Origin of the sequence: Microcoleus sp. B4-D4 (assembly GCF_036705185.1) — a bacterium.
Lineage (GTDB): Bacteria > Cyanobacteriota > Cyanobacteriia > Cyanobacteriales > Microcoleaceae > Microcoleus.
Window position 1 is genome coordinate 121563 of record NZ_JAUBTX010000001.1, and the last position, 26181, is coordinate 147743.

Sequence of the window (26181 nt, forward strand, 5' to 3'; positions counted from 1 at the left end):
ATTACCGTAACAAAACGGTTAATTCGATCGCGCGTGCGGACTTGCATACGCTTGCTTAGTTGCGCCCCAAGTCCCCACTAAGAAATGTAAAATGGTAGAAGATGTTAGCGTGAACTAACATTTTCAATTTTTCAAAAGGTAAAAAAATGGCTAATATAAATTTGCGCCGTCCCGAAAATATCAGCGGTAACTTTTATGTAGATAGTAGCTGCATAAACTGCGATACTTGTCGCTGGATGGCACCGGAAGTATTTACTCAAGCGGGAGAAAAGTCGGCGGTTTACCAGCAGCCGACAAACGAAACGGCAGAAATGCGAAGTCTCGCGGCTCTTTTGTCTTGTCCCACAAGTTCGATCGGCACTGTTGACAAACCGAAAAACATTAAAGAAGTTCAGCAAAATTTGCCTGCACTCGTAACAGAAAATATTTACCACTGCGGCTACCATTCCGAGAAATCCTACGGGGCTGCTAGTTATTTAATTGTTCGTCCAGAGGGCAATATTTTAGTCGATTCTCCCCGTTTTGCGCCGCCGCTAGTCAAAAATATCGAAGCAATGGGCGGCATTCGCTATATGTACTTGACTCACCGCGACGATGTAGCAGACCATCAAAAATACCACGATCATTTTGGGTGCGATCGCATTCTTCATACTGATGAAATTAACGCGGATACTCGCAGTGTAGAAATTCAATTGTCGGGCAGCGAACCGTATCAATTAGCCGATGATTTGTTGATTCTACCTGCTCCCGGCCACACGAAAGCTCACACCGTTTTGCTTTACAATAATAAGTTTTTGTTTAGCGGCGATCATCTGGCTTGGTCGGATAATTTGCAGCAGCTAGTTGGCTTTCGCGAACTCTGCTGGTATTCTTGGCCGGAACAAATCAAGTCTATGCAGAATTTGGCTAATTACTCGTTTGAATGGGTATTACCGGGACACGGCCGCCGACATAATGCCGATATAGAAACGATGAACAATCAAATGCAAAAATGTATTGCTTGGATGGTCGATGCTTAATCTGATATACTGAAGATAAGTTTTTACCCTCACTAACTTGAATGTTGGAACTACTTGGAAGAATCACAATTAATCCCAGACAGTGTAGCGGTCGTCCCTGTATTCGTGGCATGAGAATTCGGGTATCAGATGTACTAGACTTATTTGCGGCTGGTTTGAGTGCGGAACAAATTATCGAAGAAATGCCCGATCTGGAAATAGACGACCTCAAAGCATCTCTTTTGTACGCCTCACGTAAACTTAATCATCCAGTATTGGTTGCATGACGATCTGGGTAGATGCACATCTGTCACCAGCGATCGCAACCTCGATGACTAAGTAGTAAGACACAATTAATTACACAAAATTCTGGGCTACAAGCCTTATCTAGTAAAGAATCAGCAAAAAATTAGTGTGTAATTAATTCTGTCCAATTACTTAATACACTAGGAGTAGCAGCGGTAGCCTGGTGCGACATTGGACTGAGAGATGCTGAAGATCCTGAGATTTTCGAGGCAGCCAAAGCGCAGGGAGTTATTTTGATGACTAAAGACAGTGATTTTGTTGATTTAGTCGATCGTCTTGATTCCCCCCCACAAATTATTTGGTTGACGTGTGGCAATACATCAAACGATCGGTTGCGAGAGATTCTCAGTGCAACGTTGTTAGATGCGCTGGAACTTTTGAGAACAGGTGAAAGGTTGGTGGAGATTAGCGGGGATTAGTCGCCACAGTAAAAATTCCAATGCTAGGGGATTTGACAACTGATATCAAATCCGGTAGCATCGGAATGATTCAGATATATATTTTCTCCCTCTGTGTACTCTGTGTACTCTGTGGTTAAATCATTCCGATGCAAGCGAAAACAATATGACTAAGCTTTTTCCTTGGGAATGGCAACCAAAGTGATAGAATTAGCGGGATAAGTTGCCTTGAATCCAGCACCGCTGACAGCCAAATCATCCTGACGGACGATCGCCTGCAAATTTGCCTCGCTGTAAGTGTAAACTTGAGCTTTACCCGCCGATTTAAATCCTTTCAAACTCAAGTTGCTAGTCAATTTTTTACTGGTTTTGTTAATGATTACCAGCGTCAAAGCACCGTCGTTAGTGCGTTGCGATCCGTAGATTGACAAAAGTTCTTGGTCTGTGCTGTGCGATCGCACCCAAGTATCGCCGTACTTGCTGCCCTTCCCGTCATAATTCAGGTACGTGCGGAAGGCATAGGAACCCGGTTCAGAAGACTTCGGAGGCCCCCACAGCGTCGCTAAATCGAGTTGTTCTCGCCCAAAAATCCCCAGGATGTCGGCTTGAGTTAACGCGCCGTTCATCGACTCCAAACCGCCCCAATTGTATTCAGTAATTGCAAGTTTTGTACCTGGATAATCCTGCTTTATCCAGTCTCGAAACCGGGGAATAATTGTTAGCGGCGGATTCGATTTACCAATCCAACTTTCATCAGTATAAGTGCTGTCCCACAGAGAACGAGTCGATCGCAACCGCGCTGCTTGCGTCTTAGCATCGCCGGCGGGACAATTCGCCAAACAGAGGTCATCGACGACAGGATAGTAGTGTTCGTCAAAATAGTCGAGGATGCGAACACCTTTTTGCTGTTCGTAGGCGCGCATTTGCTGCAAGTACCACCGCCCAAACCAGACACCGCCGTGTTTTTCGCGATCGCCCTTTACTCCCGAATCCACATAAACAGGCCAGCCGAAATCTGACGGGCCGAGTACCTTAGCGGTGGGATCTGTGGCTTTTACCATTGACGCATATTGGTAAGTGCGATCGCGCAATTCATCATAACTTGTCGCTTCTGGATGAACATCGCGGTGAGTGTTTCCCCAGCCGCTTGGTTCGTTGTCCATTTGATAAATTTGCACGCCGCCCGATTCAGCAGTACCGTGGGTTTTAACTAAGTGTTGAACCCAAGCTTTCTGGAAAGCGGCATCGCTAACAATACTAACATCAAGGCGATTATTATCAGTTATCAAACTGCCATCTGGACGCTTTCCGTTACCGCACTTGTCGCCTTCTGGAAAAATGTAAGGATTGGTTTTTTCTTGGGCGCCGTATTTGGCTACTCGAAAGCCGCAATTCCAGATGCTCAATTTATTTACATAGCCAATCATCGGGATAGTAACGATGCTTTTGCTGCCGTTTTTGCGGTTGGTGTTGACAATTTTGTCGATCGAATCGCCGGGAATCGGGTTTTTGTTGTCGCCGCCGCCCACGAAGAAGAAGTCATCGCCGCTGTTGGAAGAATCGACTAACCAGTTGTAGCGGCTGGTGTGATTTGCGCCCCAGCGTTCGACTGGAATTCGCAACTCTTGGGCGATGGCGGGATCTAGGGCATAATCGTTCATACCGTAGATGTCGGGGCTGATGGAATGTCGATCGGCTGTAACGTCTACAGATAATGTGGGATTGGCTGTTTGGGCGATCGTCGTTTTGAGGTAAACTGCGGTGGCGATCGTTGCCAAAGTCGTGATTAAACCCAATAAAAATAGAACCAGCCAACGAGGTTTATTTTCGGGAGACAGCAACCAAAATCGTGCATTCATTAATTTATGATATAGTGTTTAATAAAGCTTGTTTAAAATCTAGTGCACTTTTGTAATAAATTTCAGGATTGTCGATTAAAGCGCGATCGATTGCGGTAGCTAGCGGTTTAGGGATCGAAGAAGTGCGATCGCGAATAGGAACCGCATCATTATCCAACACAGCACGAAACGGGTCAACTCCCACAAAATTGCGCGGCGAATATCCCGTAATCATCACATACAAACAAGCCGCCGCCGCCCAAACATCAACCTCCGGTTTCGCATACTTATAATCAAGCACTTGCTGTCGCGGCATAAAACACGGCGTACCCACTTGAGAACCAGTCATCGTTTGACCGCTTAAACCCGCTTGATCGAAAGCCTTTGCTAACCCATAATCCCCAATCTTAGCAACTTGTTTCCCTCCCAGATTCGCCAGAAAAATATTCCCCGGCTTCAAATCCCGGTGAATCAAACCCCGTCCCTTTGCAAAACTACCATCAGCCAATCTGACATTCGGAATCTCCGCATTATGCGTATAAGTCAAACCATCTAAAACTTGCAAAATAATAGCCACAGCTTCACCGATAGGCAAAGTGCTGACACCGCGTTTTGCCATCAAATCAACAACACTGCCACCCTCGCAGTATTCCATCGTAAAAAAGAAGGTTTCATCGGCATAACCAGACTCTTTTAATCCTACTACATGGGGATGTTTTAAAGATTTCGTATTTTCAATTTCCCGCATAAACCAATCAACCGCCCGCTGATTCGCAGCTACTTTTGGTAGCATCACTTTCAGCGCAACTTCTTCATTAGTTTGTTTTTGTCGCGCCAAATAAACCAAACTAAAACCACCCCTACCCAACTCCTTCAGCAAAACGTAATCGCCGAGAACTCCGAGATTGCTCACATTAGCCACAGCTTTGAACAAAAAAGCTTGCAACATTTCCCACAGATTCGCTTGATTTGAGGGAACGACCGGGGGTGATTGGTGTTGGATATTTTTCGCAATTTCCGGGTCAACAGCAACAGCAACTAGAAAAGAAGTATCGCTGAGTGTAAATTCATCTCCCCCCTGCAAGTCGTACTCTGGAAATAGAATTTGAGCAGCGTCTTCAGGAGTTTGATGAGCTTCTCGCTGACCAATTTTCTTGCTATTAACAAAAGTACCATTTTTGCTACCAAAATCGCGCACTCGGATATCGGGAGGATTGATATCTAGCAAACAGTGATAGCGAGAAATTGTGCGGTGTTTTTCGTCATCGGGAATATTGGGGTAGCAATCTTGGGCGCGGCCAATAATGCAAGTTGTGCGGGTATCAAAGGTAAATACTTGGCCTTTAAGATTACCTGCGACGATAGTGAGAGTAACTTTTGAAGTCATATAAATTATAGATTTTGTATTATTCAATTTTGAATTTTGGACGCTCGAAACTCTTGCTCCCACCCCGAACATCGGGGCCAACTCTTGCTCCCCCCCTTACCAAGGGGGGGGCTGGGGGGGGGTAAAAGAGTAGATGTTCTCAACGATTAAATATCATCTACATTTCCAACTCTTACTCCCACCCTTAACAAACAGCTAACTCTTGCTCCCCCCCTTACCAAGGGGGGGCTGGGGGGGTAAAAGAATTGATGCGATAAACGATTAAATCTCATCTACATTTCTAACTCTTGCTCCCCCCCCTTAACAAAGAGCCAACTTCTTGCTCCCCCCCCTTAACAAAGAGCCAACTTCTTGCTCCCCCCCTTACCAAAGAATGGCTAAACTCTTACTCCCCCCCTTAGCAAGGGGGGGCTGGGGGGGGGTAAAACACCCAATATTCTCAACGATTTAATCCCTTCAACAATAACCTCTAGAACCCCATCTAAATTATAATAAACATCATCATTAGTAAACCTCAAAAAATTAATTCTTGCCGACTCAATAAACTCTTGCCTTTCTGCATCATATTCTACAGCGCCATCCACAAAATGGCTGTCACCATCAACTTCTAGTGCTAACTTGATTTCCGGTGAAAAAAAATCTAGTACAAATGCTGCTACACTATATTGTCTGCGAAATTTACAATTTTCAAGCTGTCTGTTTCTGATATGTTTCCATAGCTGCTTTTCCGCTGCCGTCATTTCCCTGCGAAGCTTCTGCCGCTTGAATTTTTCTGAGCTTTTGTTGTAGAGTTTTGTCATTGTTATATAGGATTTAACCCCCCCCAGCCCCCCCTTGGTAAGGGGGGGAGTAAGAGTTGTTTGAGTTTTATTGTTGGTTGCTGGTATTTTAACCCCCCCCCCAGCCCCCCCCTTGGCAAGGGGGGGAGTAAGAGTTATTTGAGTTTTATTGTTGGTTGCTTAGTCTTTGTTGTTGATCCAAACTACAAATTTTGTTTCTAAGTTATGGAGTTTGGAGGCTGTTGGTGGGGAGGTAGAAACCGGGTTTCTTCCTGAATCTGGGTGATGATACATAAATTATCGCAGAAACCCTGTTTCTGAGATTGATTTTACTTTGATTATTTGCTCGTTATGTCCCGACAACCCCGTCGGAAACGTAGACAGGGCATGGCTTGGTGGTTTTGGGCTTTATTATAAATCTTTATGAAATCCTGAAACGCTTAGATGTTACAGCCTACAAGTCTCGACGCGAGAGAAGAGAGTACGGACTGTCCTCTCAAAAGCACCCTCACCAAACTCACCCAAAGTGGATATGGGGATGTGAGTGCACACGACGGGGAGGTGAGCTTCTGGTGCTTTCTCTGAAAAAGTGAAGTCTTTGCCGGACAGCAATTCGTTATTTTTTCTCCAGCCTACCCGATCGCAAAACTTGAACCAAACTTCACGATCATATTCCCTCGTTCCACCCAAACTTTGATAGATGCGCTTCTGTACGCTAAAGCCGAAGCGCCCGTTGCTGTATTTTACCCAAAGTTGGTCAATGGTTCGCAAGTCCTCGCAGGGAAATTTATCAATACTTTCTTCATCCAGCCATCCTTTTTTCTCCCTACCCGCCACCTTCAACATCACTCTCTGCGTTTCCTCATCGGCTTCTTTCCAGTTTTTAGCCGCCAATAAATTCCGCAAGTTTATATAATCCATCCCCACGGCTGAAATCACCCGCGTAGTCTCAGCAGCCACTGGTTTCGGTATCAGCAAATCCAACCATTCCTGCACCGACTGCGGGCGATTTTGCGGTTCCAACTCCATCCCTTTCATAATTGCGGCATTCACCCTGTCGCTAATCTCAGAATTGAATTGCTTTGGCGGAGTTAAAGGAATATTTTGCTTCCTGAATTGCGAGGGAAACGGCAACTCACCAGTCAACATCACATAAAGCGTTGCTGCTAGGGAATAAACATCTGTATAAGCACCAAGTTCTGCCCGTTTTTCTAACAATTCAATGGGCGCGTAACACTCAGTCCCGGAATTGCTATTTGTCCGCAATTTCCCCGGCGCTGTCACCTGTCGCGCCAAGCCAAAATCAATCAAAACTGCACCCCCCTGGCCCCCCTTATTAAGGGGGGAAGAAGAGATTTCGCCCCCCTTATTAAGTGGGGAAGAAGAGATTTCGCCCCCCTTGTTAAGTGGGGAAGAAGAGATTTCGCCCCCCTTGTTAAGTGGGGAAGAAGAGATTTCGCCCTCCTTACCAAGGAGCTGACTTCCTCTTACTCCCCCCCTTACCAAGGGGGGGCTGGGGGGGGTTCTTAACATAACATTTTGCGGTTTAACATCCAGGTGAGTAAATCCTTGCTGGTGCACAAAACTCAGGGCGCTTCCCACTTGTTGAATAATTGGCAAAGCTTTTGTTTCGGACAAAATGCCGTTATCTTCGAGATGGCTAGCTAAGTCAATTCCGTCGATTAATTCCATCACCATGCACCACAATTCGATATTTCCTGCCATTTCGGGAAATACTTCGTAAACTTGGACGACGTGTGGATGGCTGCACTTGGCTAAAGATAATGCTTCGTTGACAAATTTGGTTTGGTATTCGCGAAAGTTTGGTTTACCTTGAACGTTGGCATTTAGGGTTTTGATGGCGACTACTTTGCCTTCTTTGCGGTTTTGAGCGCGGTAGGTGACACCGAATCCGCCGCCGCCGAGGATGGCTTCGATGATGTATTTGCCGTTGTGGATTTGTTGTCCCGGCTGCCAGTGCCTCATAGCGGGTTTGTGGGGAGGGATAGGATGGTTTTGATTATAGCTGAGATGGGGGAATTTTTGTTGAGGCTTTGGATGATATCGTTTACGGTTGTTTCGGAATGATTTAACCGCAGAGGCCACAGAGGGCACAGAGGAAGAGAGGAGAGAGGTTCAGAAACCGGGTTTTTTCCGAGATTTAGGTGACAGTTTTAATTTTGGGAAAAAACCCGGTTTCAATCTTAAGTGTAAGCCTCCATTGGCAAACAAGAACACACAAAATTACGATCGCCAAAAGCATTATCTATCCGGCCCACCGCAGGCCAAAACTTATATTCGCGAGTCCCAGCAGTCGGATAAGCAGCTTGCGCGCGAGTATAAGGACGATTCCACTCATCAACCATCAGAGATTCTGCAGTATGCGGCGCATTTTTCAACAGATTATTTTGCGAATCCACATTGCCTTTTTCAATCTCCGCAATTTCGCCTCGAATCGCAATCATCGCATGGCAGAAAGAATCTAATTCCTGCTTCGATTCGCTTTCCGTCGGTTCCACCATTACCGTACCTGCGACAGGCCAAGAAACAGTCGGCGCGTGATAGCCGTAATCCATCAAGCGTTTGGCGATATCATCAACTTCAATAGCAGCAGATTTTTTGAGAAGCCGCAAATCCAGAATACACTCGTGTGCCACTAAACCCGATTTCCCTTTATACAAAACCGGATAATAAGATTCTAACCGTTTTGCCATGTAATTAGCATTAAGAATTGCAACTTTTGTCGCCTCAGTTAAACCGACTCCTCCCATCATCCGAATGTACATCCAAGAAATAGTCAAAATGCTAGCACTGCCCCAAGGCGCAGCCGAAACAGCACCTATAGAATTGCTATCTTTCTCTGGGTTGGGTTCTCCCGAAACATCAGGTAAGAAAGAAACTAGATGAGGCATAACTCCAATCGGCCCCATGCCAGGCCCGCCGCCGCCGTGAGGAATGCAGAAAGTTTTGTGCAAATTCAAGTGACAAACATCAGCACCAAAATCACCGGGGCGGCACAAACCAACTTGAGCATTCATATTTGCGCCGTCCATATACACTTGTCCGCCGCAGTTGTGAACAATCTCGCAAATCTCTTTAATTTCTGACTCAAACACGCCGTGGGTAGATGGATAAGTCACCATCAAAGCAGCAAGTTCGTTTTTGTGTTTCTCGGCTTTTTTCTGCAAGTCGGCGACATCAATATTCCCCTGGCTATCGCACTCGACAGCAACTACTTTCATCCCCGCCATGACTGCACTAGCCGGATTTGTACCGTGGGCTGACTGGGGAATTAAACAGATATTGCGGTGAGATTCTCCTCGGTGTTCGTGGTATTGGCGAAGGACTAACAATCCCGCGTATTCTCCCTGGGAACCGGCGTTGGGCTGCAAAGAAATTCCCGCAAAACCGGTGATTTCTGCCAGCCACTGTTCGAGTTGCACGAACATCATTTGATAGCCGCGAGTTTGATTGCGGGGTGCAAAGGGATGTATCTTGCCAAATTCGGCCCAAGTTACCGGCAGCATCTCGGCTGTTGCGTTCAATTTCATCGTGCAGGAACCCAAGGGAATCATCGATGTGTTTAGCGATAAATCCTTGGTTTCTAAACGGTGCAAGTACCGCAAAAGTTCGGTTTCGGAATGGTAGCTGTTGAAAACTGGATGGGTGAGATAGCTGGTTGTACGATCGCAAAAATCTGGTAAAGTCAAATAGGAATTTAATGCGTCTGCATCCAGCGGAATATTGAGAGCGTTCTGCCCCTCGACCCTGATATAATCCTTATGCTGTCCGAAAATTTCCCATAAATCTTGCACGTCTTCAACAGTAACAGTTTCATCTAAAGTTATTCCGACTGTCGCCTCATCAAAAACTCGAAGATTAATGTTGCGAAGTTGGGCAGTTGCTAGAAGTTCTGACAGCGGTTTGTCTCCCAATTCTACTCGCAGAGTATCGAAGAAAGGTTGAGAACCAATTTTGTATCCGAAACTTCTTAAACCGGATGCCAAAAGTGCAGTTAAACTCCATACTTTTTCTGCAATGTCTCTGAGTCCAGACGGGCCGTGATAAACAGCATACATACTCGCCATCACTGCCAGCAAAACTTGAGCAGTACAAATATTGCTAGTTGCTTTTTCGCGGCGGATGTGCTGTTCGCGAGTTTGCAAAGCCAAGCGTAACGCAGACTTGCCGTTTGCATCTTTGGAAACGCCGACAATTCGCCCCGGAACTTGCCGTTTAAACTCTTCTTTTGTGGCGAAATAGGCTGCGTGGGGCCCTCCGAATCCCATCGGTACTCCGAAGCGCTGGGTGCTTCCTACGGCGATGTCCGCGCCGAATTCGCCCGGGGGTGTGAGCAAGCAAAGGCTCAAAATGTCGGCGGCTACTGTGACTAATGCGCCGGCTTGGTGTGCCGATCGAATAAAATCCCTATAGTCGTAAATTGTGCCGTCTGTTGCTGGGTATTGCAGGAGCGCGCCGAAGATTGTACGATCGAACTCAAAGCTTTGATGGTCGCCCACAATAACTTCAATTCCCAGCGGTTTAGCGCGAGTTTGCACCACTTCAATAGTTTGAGGGTGGCAATCTTGAGCCACAAAAAATGCTTTCGCCCCCTTTTTGCTAGCGCCGTAACTCACCGCCATCGCTTCCGCCGCCGCAGTCCCCTCATCCAGCAAGGAAGCGTTGGCAATTTCCAAACCCGTGAGCTCGATTATCATCGTTTGGAAGTTCAGCAAAGCTTCCAATCGTCCTTGGGCAATTTCGGCTTGGTAGGGAGTGTAAGCTGTATACCAGCCGGGATTTTCCAGGATATTCCGCTGGATGACCGGCGGTGTGATGCAGTCGTGATATCCTGTGCCGATGTACGATCGAAATATCTGATTTTTTGCAGCAATTTCTTTCAATTCTGCCAAAGCAGCGTACTCGCTTTGCGCTGCGGGAAGTTGCAGGGGTTGATTCATGCGAATCGCCGCTGGAACAGTTTTGTCAATCAACTCATCGAGGCTGGAAATACCCAAAACATCCAGCATTTGCTGGATTTCGCTGGGTGTCGGGCCAATGTGCCGCCCCGCAAAACCACCGATGGGGGAAAGGTTTTGCTGCTGACTGGGTTCAAGTTGAGGGCTGTAGAGTACCAAGGCGGATTCTCCTGAGTTAACTTTTGCTTCTTTGTTTGTAACATTTAGTCACAAAAGAAGGAAGAAGGAAGAGGGAAGAAGGAAGAAGGAAGAGGGAAGAAGGAAGAAGGAAGAGGGAAGAGGGAAGAGAAACGATTTCCCCCTCTCCCCCTCTCCCACTCTCCCACTCTCCCCCTCTCCCCCCTCTCCCACTCTCCCCTCTCCCCCTCTCCCACTCTCCCCCTCTCCCACTCTCCCACTCTCCCCCTCTCCCCTATTCCCCTTCCACCATTTGGCGATACTTCTCGACAGACAAAGCATCACTGTCGTCGCTGAGATTGTCAACGCGCACTTTCAGCAGCCACCCAGCCCCATAGGGGTCTTCCGCCAAGTTTTCGGGAGACTCTATAATGTCATCGTTGCGTTCTACGACAGTACCCGTAACAGGCGCTTTCAAATCTTCAACTGCTTTCACTGACTCGACTGTACCGAAAGCTTCGCCTTTTTCCAGGCGAGAATCGACTTCGGGCAAATCTAGAAACACGATATCGCCGAGTTGGTCAACTGCAAAGGCACTGATGCCTATCGTGGCAATTTCGCCTTCGAGTCGGATGTATTCGTGGGTGTCTAAGTATTTCAGGTCATCAGGGTATGTTAGTGCCATGTCTTTTCTCGCAATAAACAAAGTATTCAGTAAATCTTAGTGAACTATGGGCATTTATTGATGAATAAGTGGAACAAAAAAAATATTAAACGCTGGCTTTTTGGAGAATTTTCTGTCAAAAGACTGATGCAATCTATAATTTTTATTTACGCATTTTTATGTTTTTATGGTTTCTTTTTTTCAGAACGGCTAATTTTTCAACCTCCGCCATCTAGCCAGAGTGATAGCAGGGAATTTATCAAAGTTAGCTCAGCTAATGGCATGAAAATTTCTGCTGTTCATTTTCCTAACCCGCAAGCTAAATATACTATACTTTACAGTCACGGGAATGCGGAAGACTTGGGCGACATTTTGTGGCTACTCGGAGAAATTCGAGATAGCGGGTTTGCGGTGTTTGCCTATGATTATCAAGGTTACGGCACGAGTCAGGGAAATCCTTCTGAGGATAATACTTATCGTGATATTGATGCTGTTTATAATTATTTAACCCAACAGTTGGGAGTATCTGCAAAGCACATTATTCTTTATGGGCGTTCTGTGGGCGGTGGGCCGGCAATTGATTTGGCATCGCGGCAAAAAGTGGGCGGTTTGGTGGTTGAAAGTTCCTTTGTTTCGGCTTTTCGGGTGTTGACGCGAATTCCGATTTTACCCTTTGACAAGTTTGTGAATATTGATAAAATTGGCAAAGTTCGATCGCCTGTTTTGGTGATTCATGGTAAGGCTGATGAGGTGGTACATTTTTGGCATGGAAAGCAGCTTTTTGCGGCCGCTAAGCAGCCTAAATTCAATTTTTGGGTCGATCGCGCCGGACACAATGATTTGATGGAGGTGGCGGGCGATCGCTATGCTGCAACTTTGCGACAATTTGCTAAGCTAGTAGATGAGTCTTCTTGACTAAGATGAGCAAGGGGCTAGAAGCCCGTTCCACAACAATACATAAAATTCACTTTTTTTCGGTAGTTGCTCTTAGTTTGCCCCTGAATTAAGACTTACCTACTTAATTTAATTTGGGCGGTTTGGAGAGCGATAAAATGGTTTTTTAACCACCGTCGCCGGGTAATTTTTCCCGCGAATCTCGACTTCTAACCGCTGGCCGATTTTCGCTAATTTTACCGGAAGCATCGCGAGGGCGACGGCCCGATTCAAGGTAGGCGACAATGTACCGCTAGTAACTTCTCCTACTGTTTCGCTTTCAAATATTATCGGATAGCCGTGGCGCGCAATGTGTCGCCCTTCCATTTCTAACCCTACCAACCGCTTCGATACTCCATTGGCTTTCTGCTGTTCCAAAACCTCGCGCCCAATAAAATCGCCTTTGCTGTCGAGGTGAACTACCCAACCCAATCCAGCTTCAAAAGGTGTGGTACTGTCGTCGATATCTTGGCCGTAAAGTGCCATTGCTGCTTCTAAACGCAAGGTATCTCTGGCCCCCAATCCGCAGGGAACAACGCCAGCATTGAGGAATTTTTGCCAGAGTTTTTTGCCTGTTTCTATATCCACCATGATTTCAAATCCATCTTCGCCGGTGTAACCAGTTCGGGCGATAAAACTCGGCTGTCCTAACAGGTTTGTTTCTAAGTGTCCGAAGGGTTTAATTTGTGCTAGGTTGTCTTCCACAAAAGGCTGGAGATGGTTTACAGCTTCCGGCCCTTGAATTGCGATTAAAACTTGGTCTTGGGAGATGTCGGTAAAACTAATTTCGCTAGATGCTAAGTGGGCTTCTATCCAGGCTTTGTCTGTGATGCGAGTGGCGGCGTTGACAATGATTGCTGCACGTTCTTCGTTGGTGTTCGCGTCGGGTTCTTGGCAGTAAAAAATAATGTCGTCTATGATGCAGCCTTGGTTATTTAATAAGACTGTATATTGAGCTTGACCTGGTTGCAAGCGGCTTAAGTCTGAGGGTACTAGGGGTTGAAATTTTTCTATTAGTTGTTTCCCTTTCAAGCAGAATTTTCCCATGTGGGAAATGTCGAACATTCCTGCTTGTTGGCGTACTGCTTGGTGTTCGCTGCTGATGCCTGCGTACTGCACTGCCATCTCCCACCCGGAAAATGGTACCATCCGACCTTTGAGCTGTAATGATAGGTCGTACAGAGGCGATCGCGCAAGCTGGCTCGGCCTCTCTGGATTGTTGGGTTCAGTTGACTTTGCCACGGGATAATTGCTTTTTTTGCGGGTAGATTGTTTTAATTTTACGGGAAAGTGCGATCGAATTTAAGAAGACGCTGGCGCTTTCAACCGCCGTCCGATCTAATTTTGTGGCTCTAATTTTGTTTATGGAGAATAGCGGGCTCGAACCGCTGACCCCTACAATTGCATTGTTCGTTTGATAAACCCATAATCCTTGCTGTACATATATCTTAAGCATTATCAATAAGTGATATATCAATTTAATCGCTCTTTTGGGATTCGCGATCGGTTAACCATTCCAGCAGGGCCATACGGACGATCGAAGCCAGTGATTGATTTGGTTCGCTTGCCTGAGCCATTAGTCGATCGCGCAATCCTCCAATATCAAAGGTTACAGAAAATCGATCGCGTGTGTCTCTGCTTTTGCTTTTATTTCCTTTACTCATAAAACCAGCATATTCTATGAGCGCAACAAATCTTTAGCTTAAACACCTAAGTTTTGTTGACGTAACATTGTTTTAATGTTACATTACAAAAACGCCCAGAACAGCGCGCCAACGCTGAACAGGACTTTCCACCAATGCCGACAGACGGCACTAGGAGACGAAATGATTTTATAACAGCATATTCAGCATTACCCAGTTATTGTGAGGCGATCGCTGCATCCAGACGTAACGACCACAGCCCCAGGTCGGACAAAGCAGGAAGCGATCGCTCAGATGCTAAAGAATGCAAAACATTACGGGTATTACGATTGCACTGGCGTAGAGCCAGCGCCTAACCCAGGTTCAGACAGACGATAAATTGCTTTTTTTTTGGAGGTTCGTGAGCTACTTGACGGACAGCCTCGGACAAAAATAATGTAGCTCTAACCAAAAGTAGCTCACGAAATGGCTTTCTCACAAGAAAAGAAAATTCGCGATCGAATGAGTGTTGAGCTTGATGCACAAATAGAAGTTCCGACAGGAGGGGGAATCATAGACTTATTAAGCTCAACAGAAATCATCGAAATTCAGACGGTAAAAGGCTGGAAAGGTGGACTGGGACAGGTTTTAGTTTACGCGACTTATTACCCAAACCATTCCAAAAGACTTCATCTATTTGGTGAATGTCATCCTTCTTATTTAGATGCCGTAAGAAAACACTGTGAAATGTTTGATATTGCCGTAACTTGGGAATCGGCTTACGTCAGACCGTTAGTAAGTAGCTCACAAGAACAACTAGCCAAACGCCGAAAGATAGTAACAGCAAAGGTTACGGAAGAATCGGGTAAACGGAATTTTTGGACTCGATCGCAGCTAAAAAGCGAAATATCGGTGGTGTTCCATTCGCATATCCACCTGGAGGAATTACCCAATTGTTGCTTGTACCACTCATGTGACACGTTGCTGTAAATCCTAAATATTTCCAAGATGGAATATCTGGTGTGGATACTTGACGTAAATTGTTTCCGTCGTAAGTGTGAGTAATAGTCATCACATGACATTTTGGGCCCGGTGCTGATGCTCCAGGCGCTCCAGGCGCTCCAGGCAGTCCAGGCTCCGGTCAGTCCGATCGCGCCTGTCTCTCCCTTCTCACCACGTTCTCCACGTTCACCACGTTCTCCCTGAATGCCCTGAATACCCTGAATACCTTGGATACCGGGTTCACCTTTATCACCTTTATCACCTTTGGGCCCTTGGGAAGGAGTTGGGGTAGGAGTAGGAGTAGGAAGATCTGAGATTTGAAGAGTAGCGGTAGCAACATCAACTACATTGCCAGCAACAACCAATTCAGCTTTTAGTTCTCCGGGTTCAGAGACAGAAACATTGAATGGGCTGGTGCTATCTTCTTTGAGGACTGTACCATTGAGACTAAATCTGACCAAAGCTCCAGTTGGTCGGTTAGCGATCGTGGCAGTTACCAACTTAGCGGCTAAAGTTGTTGTAGTTTCAGTGAGAGTTATTTTGGGTTCGTTGAGTTTGAGTTCAAAACTTATTGAGTCAGTCGATCGAACCATCATTCCGGGGTCAATATCTTCGGCTTCGATCGAATGAATGCCGGCTGCGGGGATTGGAATATTTAATTGATATTGATATTCTACAAATCCATTAACATTGATCGAAGTAGCTGACTTATCAATTCCTACAATCGTTCCGTTGAGTTTAAAACGAACGTCAGAATTTAAGTTACTGTCGGCGATCGCTTTGACTCTCACAGTGTTAGGAACTGTGTTTGCTTGGACAATTTCTCCTGAAACTGGAGAAATAATTCTTATTGCCATTTGTTTAACTGTCCTTAATTTGTGTTATCAGAGTTAATCCTACCTAGTAAATTAACTAGATAGGATTAGTAAAATCATCAAGTTTGGATGAGAAGAGATTGAGCAATAATCACCTCACCATCGCTGGTTTGACCAGTAATGAATAGTCCAGTGTATGGATCGGAACTTGTTGCATCACCATCAACAACGTAGCAAACTTTGGGATTTGTTAGTTGTTTGAAAACGCTATAGACTTGGACTAAATATTCGGATTGTTCGATCGGTACTTCCAGAGTTTCCAATCCAGCCATCCCACTTTGCATACTGGTAGCTGCGGTTTGGACTGCAAGTAATGCGGTAGCAGCCAAGGGTTTGAAGGTTTCATCGAGTGTTTTACACTCAATGCGTCGATCGTTAGGAGCTTTGTAAGTTGTTGTTGCTGGATCAGAATCTTTTACTGCTGCTCGTCGCATACTTGCATCGCGAGAGAGAATCGCTTTGTCATCTAAGATAGTTTTTGAGCGACGGATTGAGAGAGGTGAATCAGATTCAGATTCGGGCCAGTAGTTGTAGTCTACGAGAATTTGGCGGAGTAATTTGCTTGCTAAAACTGCTGTTAATTTCATAAATTACAACTCGATCGGTATTTATTTTTTACTATATCATCTGACTTATTGTTGTTTTTTTACTAGACAACAAGTTGACTTTTGTGCCTACTTGATATAAAGATGAAACTCGCTAACAACTAAAAAAAAGATGAGAGATGAACAGCACTCGCAGAGATAGAATCAGCGAGAAACTAATAAGAATTGTGGTGTTACTGATTTACAGTATGAAAAAAATACCTTGAAAATCCCGAAGTTTTGTAGATACTGGTTTCTATGACTGGCATATTTAGCCTTTTCTACCGTAAATCAGCAACGCCACTTTTGTGTCTTATCATTCGTATAAGCAGTTAATTTAAAGAGGTAGCCTAGTATGCCATCTGGCCATCGACAATCTCTCAACTGGCTGTTGCAGCAGTTTCAGCCCTTGCCCGGTAAACCTGACATTATCTACGGCTTGCGTACCCTTTTGGCAGTGAGCGGGCCCATTGCAGTTGGCTTCATTACAGGTCATCCTGCTGCAAGTGCGATCGCGGTGATGGGAGCTATGTTTGTTGGCATGGTCGATGTGGGTGGAGCCTATCGCCAAAAAGCAACTGTAATGCTCTCCGCAACCGTTGGCGTTACTGTCGCCTTGCTAATGGCGAATCTGGTTAGTAGTACCCTGTGGCTGGCTATTCCAACAACGTTCTTGGTGATGTTCGTCGCTGGCTTAGCTGGTCTGTTTGGCACGAGCGCGGCGACGGTTAGTCTGGTGACATCAATTATGTTTATCGTCTCTCTAGCCAAATTCGCTTCGTTCCCCGATTTCTCTACTGTTCTTCTGCAATGTGCGCTGTGCCTAGCTGGAGCTTTATGGGCGATGGTGTTATCTCTCTTATTGTGGGTGTTACGCCCTTATACACCTGCGATTGAGGCAGCCAGCAGTTGTTATGCGACATTGAGCAAATTTGTGAGAATGGCAAGCGAGATACCCTTAATTCTGGAGGAGCGTCAGAAGTGGGCAGAGCAATTCTTACAAGGTCAAGACAGCGTAATACAGGATTTGACCTCAGCCCGGAGTGTTTGGGGTGCTGTGTGGACGGGCAGAGAAACTGCTGACTTGCGTGGCAATCAGTTACTCGTCTTAATTGAGGATGTCAACCAAATTACTAATTCTATTGTAGCACTGGTGGAACTGTTAGCCATCGCCTCCTCTCGTCCCTTAGTTCAGCAGTTGCACAGAGAAATTCAGCAAGTGCTAGAAACATCGGCAACGGCTCTACAAATCTTGTCAGATGCACTTGCTAAAGGAAAGAATGTTGTTCTCTTGGGAGATATAGATCGGGCGATCGAGGCACTAGAATACCACTGGCAAGTCCTACACTCTCAAACCCTGAATCAAGCTAGTGTGGATCGGACAGATGACTATGGTGACTTAGTGAGTCTTGGCAAGATTGTAGCTAGTCTCAAAGCGCTAGCGGAACAAATTCATGCCGATGCCGAAATTGCCACAGATTTACAACAGGGAGAAAGACGCAGCATCGCCCAGCTAAACATTTATCCCCCGATAGAGCCACAGCGTTCTTCAATCATTGACACGCTGCGGAACAATCTCACGTTTGATTCTGTTATTTTTCGTCATGCTTTGAGGCTGGCGCTAATAGTAACAACTGCCGAATTAGTAGCTTTGCTATTGCAAGTACCCACAGGCTATTGGGTAACACTCACTGCTGTAGTTGCCCTAAAGCCCAACTTTGGCGGTACTTCTCAGGCAACTGTGCAGCGTGTGATTGGAACCACATTAGGGGGCATCTTTGGTATTGTCCTGGTCATACTTATCCACAATCCAGTGATAATATTAGTCTGTCTTCTGATACTCTTAGTCACTGCTATGTCAGTACGATCGCTGAGCTACGGCATCTTTATCACCCTCCTTACTCCCGCAGTCATATTGCTACTGAATGTGACGAGCAAAGGTGGCTGGGAAATTGGAGTATTACGCATTGTCGATAGCTTAATTGGAGGAATTTTAGCATTACTCGGCAGCTATTTTTTATTCCCCAGTTGGGAGCGCTCGCAACTTCCAGCACAACTAGCAACAACGATTCGATCTAATCTCGCTTACTTTCAACAAGTTGCAGCTAGCTACATTAACCCAGAACAAAACTGCTCGACTGAAACTATCAGAAACCTGCATCATCAAGCAGCATTAGAGAATGCGAATGCTGCTGCTGCTGCTCAAAGGTTATTCAGCGAACCCCGTCACGTTCGAGGAGAAGTCGAACCGATCGCGATGCTGATACTCTACATTCGTGCCTTTTTCAGCTCAGTCACAACCCTAGCAGAACATCAACGTAAATTTAGCGGAGACTACCAATTTGTAGATTTCCAGCGATTTACCGATGCGATTGTGCAAGTTTTAGAGAACTTAGCCAACGCGCTGGAACAGGGACACCCACCTCTAGCTTTACCGAAGCTAGAGATTTATATCGAAGCCATTCACAACGATATTGAACAGTTACATCTCACTAGGATATCAGAGTTGGCTACAAATCCAAGTTCTGTAACGTCAACGAGACAAGCTGTTCTCGAACAAACTCCCGTTTCCACACAACTGGATCGAATTGCCTATGAAATGAAATGTCTGCATTGTGCGATCGATCGCCTGCAAGCATCAGTTGATAAGAGTTCAACTAAATAGTCAAATACTTTACCGATGCTGCCTTTCCTCCCCACGGGCCCCGCTACGATGTAAAGTTCTTTTCCTTGTTGCACCAACTCGCGGCAGTAATCTTCCAAGTCACCCCACACGCCTCGGTTTAGTTCTGGGACTTGGGGCATCATGTCATCAGGAAAGTGCTGCTGTTGTCCGCTTCGTTGCGGGTGCGATCGCCGCTGGGTGCAATGTGTCCCCGGTCGCAGCCGCTTCCGGTGTAATCGTTAGGGCGCACTTTGTACGCAGCAGCGGGGAGGGTATCGTCGGGGCGGAAGTTGTCTTGACGCTCAGCGCTCTAGTTCCCAGTGGTGCAGCAGGATGGAACCGAGTATCGCCACTCACGTACTCCAAAGCCCCGACGACCTTCTAGACCAACTAACCGACTTAGCGGCTAACGTTGATTATTTGATAGTGGAATGCGCTGACGGGGTGACAGGTTGCCTGAAAAACAGACTCTGAGGCAATCCTAGACAAATCGCCTCAAAAAAGATAGGGTAAGAAAGCTTCTTACCCAAAAACAATTAAATGATACCAGAATTATATCATGCCCATTTGTCAGAAAAGCTGACACGTTCTAATTACTTATTGACAATTTTATTGATTCAAGTAGTGCAATCGATTAAAGAAGTCACATTAGAAAGCATAGCGACAAAACTAGCGATGCCCATTAAATTTGAAAGTAGAAGAAAAAAACTTCAGAGATTTTTATCAGAGGATAAATGGGTTCTAGATGATATTTGGCTGTCACTGGTAATTGGTTGGATTAAAGGTACTGTCAAACAGAATAAGGTTGTATATTTAGCAATAGACCGAACCAAATGGCAATCCAATAATATTTTGATGGTCAGCATGATTTGGCGAAAAAGAGCTATTCCTATTTATTGGAAAATGCTTGAGAAACAAGGGAACAGCACATTAGACAATCAACAATTCGTATTAACGCCAGTATTCGCCGCTTGATCAGATTATAAATTGATAGTGTTAGGAGAACGTGAATTTTGTAGCGTTACCCTCGCCAACTGGCTGAGGGAGAAGAAAGTAGATTTCTGTTTACGACTAAAAAAGAATGTTTGTATCAAGATTGAATCGGAGTTAGGGGCTGAACTAAAAATGCTAGGATTAGAGCCAGGAAATAGCTTTTTCAATCAAGAAGTAACAATCAGAAAAACTGCACCCATTACGGGGTTTAATAAAGCCGGTAAATGGCTAGGGAAATATCGAAATTTTATTACAAAAGAGCCTTGGTATATTCTGACAAGCTTGGCAGATATACAAGCCGCAGTTGATGCTTATGCAAAAAGATTTGGAATTGAAGAAATGTTTAGAGATTTTAAAGGCGGAGGCTATAACCTAGAGAAGACTAATTTAACGGGCGACCGATTGAGTAAATTATTAATTTTGCTATCGCTATCATACTTAAAGAGTATCATTCAAGGGATAGATATTAAATCAAAGCAAGTTCAAGAATATCTAGGCAGAAAAACAGAAAGCCACAGAAAATATGCTAGACATAGCACTTTTTATATTGGACGAGGCGGGTGAATCATGGGTCGATTCGATGTTTAGTAATTGGCAGGTTGTTGTTGAATTAATGTCTTTGTCTCCACACTACCTAATTATCAACAAGGCATAAGAGCTATGAGGCTTATTCTATCAGCGTTATAGGCGACTTGTCACCCCGACAGGCGTTTTAGATGCTGAACAGCTTATTATAATAAATTATTGCTGGAATCTTTGATACCTGCCCAGATTAATTTAGTCATATAATATGCTATCCTTACGACCAAATTGCCCCAATTGTGGTTCAAATCACATAGTTAAAAATGGTAGAATTCACAATAAAAAACCCAAATACAAATGTCAAAGTTGCGGATGCCAATTTGTCAAAAATCCGACAAACAAAGTAATGAGCTTCGGAAACAAAAAATTTAATTGATCGACTTCTTTTGGAGAAGATTTCTTTGGCTGGTATAGCTAGAAGCACGGGTGTTTCTCAAAAATGGTTACAGGATTACGTAAATAATAAATATGCCTCAATCGAACGCACAGTAAAGGTTAAACCTAAAAAAAAAGTCAGATTGAATGTTGAATGTGATGAACTGTGGTCATTTGTAGATTGTAAAGAAAATAAGCAATGGGTGTGGCACCGCAATGGATAGAGACACCAGAGAAATTATTGGTGTTTATATTGGCGATCGTAGCGAAGAAGGAGCCAAACAATTATGAAATTCTCTACCTCCTGTATATCGACAATGTGCTGTTTGCTATACAGATTTTTGGGCTGCATATGCTTGTTTTTTTCCTTCGCTACGCCATCAGCCAGTTGGTAAAGAAAGTGGAAAGACTAATCACATTGAAAGATTTAATAATACTTTGCGCCAACGTGTTTCTCGGATCGTAATACCAATTTTAAAAAAGAATGCAACAGTGTTCTTGTCCCCCCCCCTTTGCAAGGGGGGGCTAGGGGGGGTCGAAGAGTGTTGCACGATTTTAGAAAAATGGTATAAGAAAAACTCTTTCATTTTCTAAAAAGTTAGAAAACCATATAGGTGCTATTTGGTATTTTATTCATCATTACAACTATGTTTTGAGCCAATGAATATCTAATCACTACATATTTATCACTACCAAATTACTCATTGACAATAGTGCTTTTAGCTTAACTTGTGAGTAATGGTGCTGGTTTCCAATAGCGGTTGCAGAAGTTTTTGGAGTCAATCGCAGAGCCGTTTGTACTGGTGAAGATTAGATCATCCGGCCGTCCGTCCTTTGCCCGCCGATTTTTGAGCAACTGTTGCAGGCGCGGAGTTAGCGGCACCGTGCGGGCTTTGTTAGTTTTGGTGGATTTGCGAGAGCCATTGCTCAAACTTTCTCCAATCCAGATACGATCGCATTCTGGTGAGCAATGCTGCCACAATAGCGCTGCTGTTTCCCCGGTGCGGAGTCCGACTCCAAATTTGAATTCTACGTAGTCAGCATAGTGACTGAGATTTGAATCAGAGCGAAATTTGTGGACGATCGCTGAAATCTCTGCGATGGCTACGCCCCGGCTTACGCCTACGTGAACGGTTCCGGTCGTTGTTTGGGCCCAACTGAAACCTTGATGTCTGTCCAAGGATTTTCAAAAACCAATTTCTTTTTGCGAGCCCATTCCCAGCAAGCGTTGATTAACACGATCCGTTCGCGTACTGTAACGGGTTCAAGTTTCTGTGCCAACCAATCTCGAAAATTCTCAGCAACAGTTTCAGTAACAGAAATACTGGTTTTGTTTTGGAAAAACACAGAAACGTGTTTCTGTAATCCAATGTATTTAGCTAATCCACCGATCGAGATGGCACGGCGTTTGTGTTCGACAAATTGGTCAAAAAGCTCAGAAACAGAAATGGATTCTTGTTTCTGAGGTTTGTATTTAATGAGGGAAGGGTCAAAGTTACCACTAACGATGTCGAGTTCGTAGCGTAGCGGGGCGGTACGCCATCGTCCGAGCTTTGATTTCGGCTGCTTTGCGGTTGGCGCGAGTATCGGGCAAACCGATGTAGAGCCAAAAGCGTTTGCCATTCCACGACCAGGCTAACCGTAGTCGCTCCTTGCAAACTTCTATATTTACCGCTCCTTTGGGCATATCGCAGATTTATCGCATAAAGTGTCTGGGATTGTCAGAGGCTGTCACCCCTAATTGAGAATATCAAATCTAACAGTTTTCTTATATAAACAACAAAACTCGTTGTGTGAACGGGTTTGTTTATGGAGAATAGCGGGCTCGAACCGCTGACCCCTACAATGCCATTGTAGTGCTCTACCAACTGAGCTAATTCCCCTTTCTTTTCGCGCTCTCAATCATGCCTTAATGGAGTAATGTTTGTCAAGCCTTTTTGAAAAAATAGTTTGGAGCCTTGAACTGGCAAGGCTTTGGACTTTTTTAAAATCTCCTGGCTGCTTTTCAATGAACGAATCCCTAGGATTATTTAATAAGTGTGTTGGGATATTGCGGTTAAATGGCTCAAGCAAGAGCCCATGAGGAAGTAGACGACGATCAGGGCTGCGGCTGAGACCGCGACTAGGATGCCGGCTAGGATTAGTGAAAATTCCCGTTGCGCGATCGCCTCTTGCATTAGGTGCAAAGACCAAGCGACTAGGGCCACGTCAATTATTAAAATAGAAATCAGCATAAGTTACGTTTTGTAACAGCGTACCCATTGTAACAAAACTTTTGACTGCTTGCAGATTAGCTTATACGCATTTAATTATTGGTGTAAAACCCCGAGGGAGCAACAAAAAGGCACTGAGAAAAAAGATAGCTCTGCCTAATCATTACGATATGCAAAGTAAATGAGAGCTGGCTCAGCTATTGAGGGGCGGCGGGTGCGATCGCGGCGGGTGCGATCGCTTTTTTTGAGGGTAGGTGCGTTAGGGAAACGCGCGCCTGCGGGAGGCCGATCAACGAAGACGATCGCCCGTTTTGAGTGTAGCTGGATGAGAGAATGGCAAAACCGAAGAGTGCGATCGACTTTTTTGGTGATAAATAGGTTTATCAAGAATTCGTCAAGAGCGATGGGGTTAAAAGTTGCACTCCAGTTTAACTAAAAAGAGTTACGCACTCCGCCAAAGAAACCGGGTTTTTGACCTAATCTGTCGGTAAGAACCAAAGATTTTTGGAAAAAACCCGGTTTCTGACCATCTGTGAATCAGCCATATTTATGACATACAGCACTTCGGGATGTTATGAGATACAGTAGCAGCAATTAGTAAACCAGTTTGTGAGATGTTTCGGATTAATTAAGTCAATAGCCACAGCAATTATCGTTTCAACCATTTTAGTGCTGGTTGGTGAAAACTGTCGCAATAAAGATTTGAGTTGCGACCACCATAATTCAATTGGATTAAAATCAGGAGAGTATGGAGATAAACACAAGATAGAAGCACCCACCGCTTCAATCATAGGCTTAATTGAATCTACTTTATGCGCTGGTAAGTTATCCATATAGGCTCGCTTTGCCTCATTGGAAGCATGAGTTCTGGTTAAACAAGTGTAATACTCCAGTTTTATCTAAAAATACTAGATTTTTTGTGTCAATATGCTTGACTTTGCCCCATACTCTAACCTTAATTTCATGACTCTTTCAGTGCCGACTTGGCTACTTCTTACTATTTTTTTTTACGATTTAACCCCAACTTGTGTAAGGCGTTACACATGGCTGTTCTACCACCAAATTTTCGGTCTTTTGGGCGAATAATTCATACAATTATACCAAGGTTGTATCGGGATGTGCTGTCACTATTTATCTCAACTCTTTTGACGCATTATTCAAATGACTGAATCTGGGTTTATCCCTAGGTTGAGGCTGTAAATTTTCTCAATTTTTTGTTGCTTGACAAGTTTTTGAACTAAGGAATTAAAATTTAATAACTTAAGCGATTGCTCGTTACCAGGAAGAGCCTGGTAATCCAGATCTGGAGGCTCTGGCTCCTTTGATCTGGCAACTTACAGGAGAGAGGACTGTAGGAGGTAAGTTTTCGATCCTAAGCTTTTACTGCAGGCAAATATTTCTGCTGTTTTTCTGATCTACAGCTTCTGCTGTAGATGGGCTGATACTATGAAAGGCTCGCAAATCTACTGAGTATGATTTCATTAGTATATTATTTTTAGTCGATTCTATTGTACCTCATAACATCTGCAAGTGCTGTATGATACAAGTGACTAAAAAAAGGAAATATCCGCCCTCAGTCATTAGTTAATAGTCATTGGTCATTAGTCATCAGGAAGAAGAAAGAAACCATCAAATCAAGGCTTTCAGCAATTAAGAACTTCCTATTTTTTTTGACGGTTACTATAAAAATGAATGCTTTGAAATTTATTCAAATTTTGATGGTTCGGACTTCACTTTTCATAGAAATTGGACGACTGAAGTCCTCACTACGAACCAATTTGATTGGAGTCGCAGTCAGGATATAATCTCAATTATTGTTACTTTTCTTTAGGGAACGATGCCATACCTACAAACAGCATGGCCAGCCCGCCTCCCAGAATCGCGAAGGCTAGTAAACCTACGGCTAAATCTAATCCCGATGTATTTTCCATTAAATTAAACGATTCTCCAATTAAATAATTCAATCATCCGTATTTATTAATTGCTGATTACTTCTCAACAATGGGGAAGAGAAGCAAAAACAAGCTAACTAATCGTAGTAGGGTGCGTCTCGGGGAAAATTGTTAGTCTGTCTGCAAAACATTCAGCCCTGATATCGTTTCCGGTTGCCTCTGAATAATAAAATCGAGTCAACAGTTAATACTCAACCATTCAGTTTTTCGACCCACCAGTCAACAGTCAATAATCACCTGACGGTGCAACCGGAATTGATATGACGCACCCTACAATAACTAAACATCCATCTGTTATATCGGCGGTTTAAAAACTATTTACCGAACAGCTTATTTTGCCAATTCTTTTTCAATGGCGGCGATCAATTCTGGCGAATCTGGGGCCACGCTGCTGGGGAATCTGGCAACCACTTCACCTTGTTTGTTAACTAAGAATTTCTCAAAATTCCACGAAACATCACCCTTGGGGTCGGCTTCACTCGTAAGTTTAGCGTACAGCGGATGCTGCTGACTGCCTTTGGCGCGTACTTTGTCAAACAATTCAAAGCTGACACCGTATTTGGTCGTACAGAAATTGACGATTTCTGCGTTACTTCCAGGTTCTTGTGCTCCGAAGTCGTTGCAGGGAAATCCTAAAACCCTGAGTCCCCCAGCGCTGTATTTCTGGCTCAATTCTTCGAGTCCTTTGTATTGAGGTGTATAGCCGCATTGAGAAGCTACGTTAACTATCAAGAGTACCTTACCAGCGTACTCTCCTAGCTGCTTGTCTGCGCCTGCGATCGTTTTTACTTTAATGTCGGAGATGGTGCTGGGCATTTTCAAATACTTGTAAATTTGACCACCACAATTTTACCGCAATTTGGTAAGATTTGGTCGGTATGCCGATCGCTCAAAATTTATAGGTGTTGCTAGTAAGGAA

The 26181-nt window shown here is 44.6% G+C and carries 25 protein-coding genes, 1 tRNA gene and 3 pseudogenes; 9 read left to right on the top strand and 20 right to left on the bottom strand.

Annotated elements, in window-relative coordinates:
• The first annotated feature begins 146 nt into the window (after window positions 1-146).
• The 3 genes from QUB13_RS00425 to QUB13_RS00435 all read left to right on the top strand — a co-directional run bounded on the left by QUB13_RS00425 (window position 147) and on the right by QUB13_RS00435 (window position 1723).
• On the top strand, window positions 147-1019 hold the full coding sequence (locus QUB13_RS00425; protein WP_333377638.1) for an MBL fold metallo-hydrolase: 873 nt from the start codon (window positions 147-149) through the stop codon (window positions 1017-1019).
• 41 nt (window positions 1020-1060) lie between these two features.
• A complete protein-coding gene (locus QUB13_RS00430; protein WP_333377641.1) occupies window positions 1061-1285 on the top strand; it encodes a DUF433 domain-containing protein in 225 nt (74 codons plus the stop codon).
• Between the two features lie 132 nt (window positions 1286-1417).
• Complete coding sequence (locus tag QUB13_RS00435; RefSeq protein ID WP_333378217.1) at window positions 1418-1723, top strand: DUF5615 family PIN-like protein; 306 nt, start codon at window positions 1418-1420, stop codon at window positions 1721-1723.
• Window positions 1724-1872: 149 nt separating this feature from the next.
• On the opposite strand, the gene QUB13_RS00440 is transcribed toward QUB13_RS00435, so the two are convergent.
• From QUB13_RS00440 to gcvH, 6 genes are all read right to left on the bottom strand, one after another.
• Window positions 1873-3561: a glycoside hydrolase family 44 protein gene (locus QUB13_RS00440; RefSeq protein ID WP_333377644.1), complete on the bottom strand. Its 1689-nt coding sequence runs from the start codon at window positions 3559-3561 to the stop codon at window positions 1873-1875.
• A 4-nt stretch (window positions 3562-3565) separates the two neighbouring features.
• On the bottom strand, window positions 3566-4927 hold the full coding sequence (locus tag QUB13_RS00445) for a protein kinase domain-containing protein (protein ID WP_333377647.1): 1362 nt from the start codon (window positions 4925-4927) through the stop codon (window positions 3566-3568).
• A 377-nt stretch (window positions 4928-5304) separates the two neighbouring features.
• Window positions 5305-5727 (bottom strand): endonuclease domain-containing protein, encoded by a 423-nt coding sequence (locus tag QUB13_RS00450; RefSeq protein ID WP_333377649.1) that lies wholly within the window; start codon window positions 5725-5727, stop codon window positions 5305-5307.
• Between the two features lie 426 nt (window positions 5728-6153).
• Window positions 6154-7692: a serine/threonine-protein kinase gene (locus tag QUB13_RS00455; protein WP_333377652.1), complete on the bottom strand. Its 1539-nt coding sequence runs from the start codon at window positions 7690-7692 to the stop codon at window positions 6154-6156.
• 218 nt (window positions 7693-7910) lie between these two features.
• Window positions 7911-10844, bottom strand: a complete 2934-nt coding sequence (gcvP, locus tag QUB13_RS00460; protein WP_333377655.1) for an aminomethyl-transferring glycine dehydrogenase — start codon at window positions 10842-10844, stop codon at window positions 7911-7913.
• 253 nt (window positions 10845-11097) lie between these two features.
• Window positions 11098-11487 (bottom strand): glycine cleavage system protein GcvH, encoded by a 390-nt coding sequence (gene gcvH, locus QUB13_RS00465; RefSeq protein WP_333253457.1) that lies wholly within the window; start codon window positions 11485-11487, stop codon window positions 11098-11100.
• A 60-nt stretch (window positions 11488-11547) separates the two neighbouring features.
• Here gcvH and QUB13_RS00470 point away from each other — a divergent pair, with 60 nt between their 5' ends.
• Window positions 11548-12381 carry an alpha/beta hydrolase gene (locus QUB13_RS00470; protein WP_333377658.1) on the top strand — a complete coding sequence of 278 codons (834 nt, stop codon included), beginning with the start codon at window positions 11548-11550 and terminating at the stop codon, window positions 12379-12381.
• Window positions 12382-12489: 108 nt separating this feature from the next.
• On the opposite strand, the gene gcvT is transcribed toward QUB13_RS00470, so the two are convergent.
• The 4 genes from gcvT to QUB13_RS00490 all read right to left on the bottom strand — a co-directional run bounded on the left by gcvT (window position 12490) and on the right by QUB13_RS00490 (window position 16485).
• Window positions 12490-13641 (bottom strand): glycine cleavage system aminomethyltransferase GcvT, encoded by a 1152-nt coding sequence (gcvT, locus tag QUB13_RS00475; RefSeq protein WP_333377660.1) that lies wholly within the window; start codon window positions 13639-13641, stop codon window positions 12490-12492.
• Window positions 13642-13877: 236 nt separating this feature from the next.
• Entirely contained in the window at window positions 13878-14063 is a 186-nt protein-coding gene (locus QUB13_RS00480) for a hypothetical protein (protein WP_333377663.1), read from the bottom strand.
• 737 nt (window positions 14064-14800) lie between these two features.
• Window positions 14801-15880, bottom strand: coding sequence for a hypothetical protein (locus QUB13_RS00485; protein ID WP_333377665.1), 1080 nt, complete (start codon window positions 15878-15880; stop codon window positions 14801-14803).
• A gap of 77 nt (window positions 15881-15957) precedes the next feature.
• Window positions 15958-16485 (bottom strand): hypothetical protein, encoded by a 528-nt coding sequence (locus QUB13_RS00490; protein ID WP_333377668.1) that lies wholly within the window; start codon window positions 16483-16485, stop codon window positions 15958-15960.
• A gap of 352 nt (window positions 16486-16837) precedes the next feature.
• On the opposite strand from QUB13_RS00490, the gene QUB13_RS00495 reads away from it, so the two are divergent.
• Window positions 16838-19147, top strand: coding sequence for an FUSC family protein (locus tag QUB13_RS00495; protein WP_333377672.1), 2310 nt, complete (start codon window positions 16838-16840; stop codon window positions 19145-19147).
• On the opposite strand, the pseudogene QUB13_RS00500 reads toward QUB13_RS00495, so the two are convergent.
• Window positions 19075-19397: pseudogene (locus QUB13_RS00500) on the bottom strand (DNA/RNA non-specific endonuclease). The gene QUB13_RS00495 and the pseudogene QUB13_RS00500 overlap by 73 nt on opposite strands.
• Entirely contained in the window at window positions 19295-19504 is a 210-nt protein-coding gene (locus QUB13_RS30345) for a hypothetical protein (protein WP_442922122.1), read from the bottom strand. The pseudogene QUB13_RS00500 and the gene QUB13_RS30345 overlap by 103 nt, the downstream one beginning before the upstream one ends.
• A 183-nt stretch (window positions 19505-19687) precedes the next feature.
• On the opposite strand from QUB13_RS30345, the gene QUB13_RS00510 reads away from it, so the two are divergent.
• The 4 genes and pseudogenes from QUB13_RS00510 to QUB13_RS00525 form a co-directional block, all read left to right on the top strand.
• Window positions 19688-20122: a hypothetical protein gene (locus tag QUB13_RS00510; protein WP_223300638.1), complete on the top strand. Its 435-nt coding sequence runs from the start codon at window positions 19688-19690 to the stop codon at window positions 20120-20122.
• Between the two features lie 18 nt (window positions 20123-20140).
• Window positions 20141-20704, top strand: coding sequence for a transposase (locus QUB13_RS00515; RefSeq protein ID WP_333377682.1), 564 nt, complete (start codon window positions 20141-20143; stop codon window positions 20702-20704).
• Between the two features lie 226 nt (window positions 20705-20930).
• Window positions 20931-21562, top strand: a pseudogene (locus QUB13_RS00520) (IS1 family transposase); the annotation flags it as partial.
• 106 nt (window positions 21563-21668) lie between these two features.
• Window positions 21669-21761, top strand: a pseudogene (locus QUB13_RS00525) (IS1 family transposase); the annotation flags it as partial.
• A 60-nt stretch (window positions 21762-21821) separates the two neighbouring features.
• Here QUB13_RS00525 and QUB13_RS00530 read toward each other — a convergent pair.
• The 8 genes from QUB13_RS00530 to QUB13_RS00560 form a co-directional block, all read right to left on the bottom strand.
• The gene (locus tag QUB13_RS00530) at window positions 21822-22277 is read right to left on the bottom strand and encodes a tyrosine-type recombinase/integrase (protein ID WP_333377685.1); all 456 of its coding nucleotides are present in this window, start codon (window positions 22275-22277) and stop codon (window positions 21822-21824) included.
• Window positions 22220-22684, bottom strand: a complete 465-nt coding sequence (locus QUB13_RS00535) for a phage integrase SAM-like domain-containing protein (protein ID WP_442922117.1) — start codon at window positions 22682-22684, stop codon at window positions 22220-22222. Before QUB13_RS00535 ends, QUB13_RS00530 begins: the two co-directional genes overlap by 58 nt.
• The gene (locus tag QUB13_RS30350) at window positions 22599-22784 is read right to left on the bottom strand and encodes an Arm DNA-binding domain-containing protein (protein WP_442922114.1); all 186 of its coding nucleotides are present in this window, start codon (window positions 22782-22784) and stop codon (window positions 22599-22601) included. The genes QUB13_RS00535 and QUB13_RS30350 overlap by 86 nt, the downstream gene beginning before the upstream one ends.
• A 123-nt stretch (window positions 22785-22907) precedes the next feature.
• Window positions 22908-22980: transfer RNA gene (locus QUB13_RS00540), tRNA-Ala, on the bottom strand.
• A 147-nt stretch (window positions 22981-23127) separates the two neighbouring features.
• Complete coding sequence (locus QUB13_RS00545) at window positions 23128-23331, bottom strand: hypothetical protein (protein ID WP_194070547.1); 204 nt, start codon at window positions 23329-23331, stop codon at window positions 23128-23130.
• Window positions 23332-23466: 135 nt separating this feature from the next.
• Window positions 23467-23697: a hypothetical protein gene (locus QUB13_RS00550; protein WP_333377691.1), complete on the bottom strand. Its 231-nt coding sequence runs from the start codon at window positions 23695-23697 to the stop codon at window positions 23467-23469.
• A 185-nt stretch (window positions 23698-23882) separates the two neighbouring features.
• Complete coding sequence (locus QUB13_RS30355) at window positions 23883-24209, bottom strand: transposase (protein ID WP_373537502.1); 327 nt, start codon at window positions 24207-24209, stop codon at window positions 23883-23885.
• Between the two features lie 1383 nt (window positions 24210-25592).
• Window positions 25593-26078: a glutathione peroxidase gene (locus QUB13_RS00560; protein WP_333377695.1), complete on the bottom strand. Its 486-nt coding sequence runs from the start codon at window positions 26076-26078 to the stop codon at window positions 25593-25595.
• Between the last annotated feature and the right edge of the window lie 103 nt (window positions 26079-26181).

Coding starts and splice junctions, on each gene's coding strand:
- QUB13_RS00455 (WP_333377652.1), bottom strand. CDS start 7,692: ATGAGGCACTGGCAGCCGGGACAACAAATCCACAACGGCAAATACATC.
- QUB13_RS00510 (WP_223300638.1), top strand. CDS start 19,688: ATGATACCAGAATTATATCATGCCCATTTGTCAGAAAAGCTGACACGT.
- QUB13_RS00430 (WP_333377641.1), top strand. CDS start 1,061: ATGTTGGAACTACTTGGAAGAATCACAATTAATCCCAGACAGTGTAGC.
- QUB13_RS00495 (WP_333377672.1), top strand. CDS start 16,838: ATGCCATCTGGCCATCGACAATCTCTCAACTGGCTGTTGCAGCAGTTT.
- QUB13_RS00470 (WP_333377658.1), top strand. CDS start 11,548: ATGAATAAGTGGAACAAAAAAAATATTAAACGCTGGCTTTTTGGAGAA.
- QUB13_RS00485 (WP_333377665.1), bottom strand. CDS start 15,880: ATGGCAATAAGAATTATTTCTCCAGTTTCAGGAGAAATTGTCCAAGCA.
- QUB13_RS00480 (WP_333377663.1), bottom strand. CDS start 14,063: ATGAGTAAAGGAAATAAAAGCAAAAGCAGAGACACACGCGATCGATTT.
- QUB13_RS30350 (WP_442922114.1), bottom strand. CDS start 22,784: ATGCCCAAAGGAGCGGTAAATATAGAAGTTTGCAAGGAGCGACTACGG.
- gcvH (WP_333253457.1), bottom strand. CDS start 11,487: ATGGCACTAACATACCCTGATGACCTGAAATACTTAGACACCCACGAA.
- QUB13_RS00445 (WP_333377647.1), bottom strand. CDS start 4,927: ATGACTTCAAAAGTTACTCTCACTATCGTCGCAGGTAATCTTAAAGGC.
- QUB13_RS00440 (WP_333377644.1), bottom strand. CDS start 3,561: ATGAATGCACGATTTTGGTTGCTGTCTCCCGAAAATAAACCTCGTTGG.
- QUB13_RS00450 (WP_333377649.1), bottom strand. CDS start 5,727: ATGACAAAACTCTACAACAAAAGCTCAGAAAAATTCAAGCGGCAGAAG.
- QUB13_RS00545 (WP_194070547.1), bottom strand. CDS start 23,331: ATGCTGATTTCTATTTTAATAATTGACGTGGCCCTAGTCGCTTGGTCT.
- QUB13_RS00560 (WP_333377695.1), bottom strand. CDS start 26,078: ATGCCCAGCACCATCTCCGACATTAAAGTAAAAACGATCGCAGGCGCA.
- QUB13_RS00490 (WP_333377668.1), bottom strand. CDS start 16,485: ATGAAATTAACAGCAGTTTTAGCAAGCAAATTACTCCGCCAAATTCTC.
- QUB13_RS00425 (WP_333377638.1), top strand. CDS start 147: ATGGCTAATATAAATTTGCGCCGTCCCGAAAATATCAGCGGTAACTTT.